Annotated in this window: 1 protein-coding gene; it reads right to left on the bottom strand. The window is 59.5% G+C overall.

The window, feature by feature from the left end:
* Positions 1–2,176 (bottom strand): cellulose synthase complex outer membrane protein BcsC (bcsC, locus tag HEM79_RS22140; protein WP_183082719.1); only part of this gene is annotated, 2,176 nt, incomplete at its 5' end.

Genomic DNA, 2,176 nt, shown 5'->3' with positions numbered 1-2,176 from the left:
TTACCAGTCGGCGTAAGGTATCAGCGGCTGCGGCGGTAAATCCATGTCGCCCTGCCATCCGGCGGCGGAATACCGCACGTAGAGCAGGAAATGGCTTGGCGCATAATCTTTCGCCTGCTGGATATCGATTGCCGTGCCGACAAACCAGTTGGACGTGACGCGACGCTCAAGTAACGCCCGCGCCGTGTAGCCAAAGCCCTGACTGCTGCCGCCGTCGTTGGTCTGGCTGGCGGCATCCTCTTTCCAGTCCGTCGGGATCAGGTTCATCAGCGGATAACGCGGCATGGTTTTGGTGCGCGAATGCGACCACGAGCCAGACGCGCCCAGCTCCCACGACCAGTTTTCCGTCCGCTCACGCCACATCACCGGTATGGCAAACGACAGATATTCCTGCGGGCTGTAGTAACCGCCCTGACCGAGTGAGTACCCACTCAGGTCTTTGTCGTAATGCCAGATCATATTGTTCAGGCCAATGGTCACACGGCGATTATTCTGGTTGATGACCTTATAGTAATAGCCCGTCATCCAGCGCACGCGCCAGTTATCTTCGACATTTTTACCGGTTAACTGGTCGCCGCTAAGGGATGCCCAGACGCCGTTCGCTTCACCTTTATCGTAGCTCAGACTTAGCCCCACGCCATCGGCACGCACGCCGCCCCATTTTTTCCCGGTATTGCCCGGAGAGTCTTTCTGTCCGCCGAAGGCCAGCAAGGAACTGGAGATGGGGCGACGATGGGCGTTAACGGTGTAACCAAGCGGCCCGATATCGTCGCTGTAACTGATGCCGCCGACCACATCCACCACGTTGAAGCCCATCGGCGTGGTGCCGATATCCCAGCTCCAGACGTCATTTCGCCAGCCGACCGCCACGCTGGCGCCGGAATCCGACTGGCTGCGGTTGCCGCTACAGTCCTGCAACGTACAGGTGCCCCAGTTGTTATCCCATTTACCCTCAGCGTCGGCAGAAAAACTGCCGACGTTCATATTGACGAAATCACTGCGAAAGAACATCCGTCCGTCAGAATACGGTGCATCCACCTGCAACATGGTGGTGTGTGCTTTCAGATCGGAGTAACCACCGGTGCCGCTCGATCCCCAGTAGTCGTGCTCAAGGGTGACGTTAAGATCCTGCTGGCGATAGAGATCTGCCGCGTCACTGCGCACACCGCGCTTCAGCCAGTCGTCTTTCTCATCGTTACGGGTCAGACGGGTAAAGGTGTCGTTATCCTGCGGACGCGTCGGCGTCACACCAGCAGCCACCATCGCGTCTTTGTAGGTTTCCAGCGCCTGCTTTGGCTCGCCCGCCTGCGCTTCAAACCTTGCACCATCACGCAGTACCATCGCACTTTCCATCGACGGCGGCTGAGATTTTGCCTGCGGGATCAGCTTGTTAAACGTCTGCTGCGCCGCTGCGGTATCGCCAAGCTGCGCCTGTACCAGCGCCACGCGCCGCTGTGTATTCAGTGAGGTATTGTCAGTGGCGGGCAGTTTCGCCAGCTGGCTGCGTGCCGCCGCTTTGTCACCGGCGGCGATATCCACTTCCGTCAGGCCAAGAATGGCATCGACATTAGCTGGCTCCCGCGTCAGGACATTCTGATACGCCGCGCGGGCAGCGGTGTCATCACGTCGCTGCTGCGCCCAGTCGGCCAGGGTGAGGTCAATGCGCGTGGACGGTGGCTGCTGGCGCAGCATCGCTTCCGCTTCTGCCTCTTTGCCGCTTTCACGCAGGCGGCTGGCGGTTTCCAGTACCTGATCGCTTTGCAGGCGGTTTGCCAGTTCCTGAATATTGCTGTTCCACTGCGCGCGCGGCAGGCTGTTGATATGCGCCAGCGCGGCTCTGTCCTGGTCGTGACCGGAAAGATACAGTCCGTAAGCGTAAACCTGCTCCGGGTCGTTCGGCTTCTGTTGCGCCAGGTTGCGCATTAACGTATCGGCCTGGCTGCGTTGCCCGGCCTGCCAGAGATCCTGCGAAAGCCGGTAAGTAATCCACACACTGCCGGGATCGAGCGCCAGTCGCTGACGCTGAAGTGCTGCCGCCTGCGCCCATTTACCCTGATTTTCCAGTGCCTCCGCCTGCTGTGATAAGCGGTCGTTTTGCAGGCTGCGTTCGATGTCATCAACGCTGCGCCGCTGGCTGGCAGAAAGCGAGGCAATAAACGCTTCGGCTTTTTCCGGC

This window comes from Escherichia sp. 93.0816 (genome assembly GCF_013368855.2).
Taxonomy (GTDB): domain Bacteria; phylum Pseudomonadota; class Gammaproteobacteria; order Enterobacterales; family Enterobacteriaceae; genus Escherichia; species Escherichia ruysiae.
Note: the sequence above shows the minus strand (reverse complement) of the source record. Positions and strands in the feature narration are given on the sequence as shown.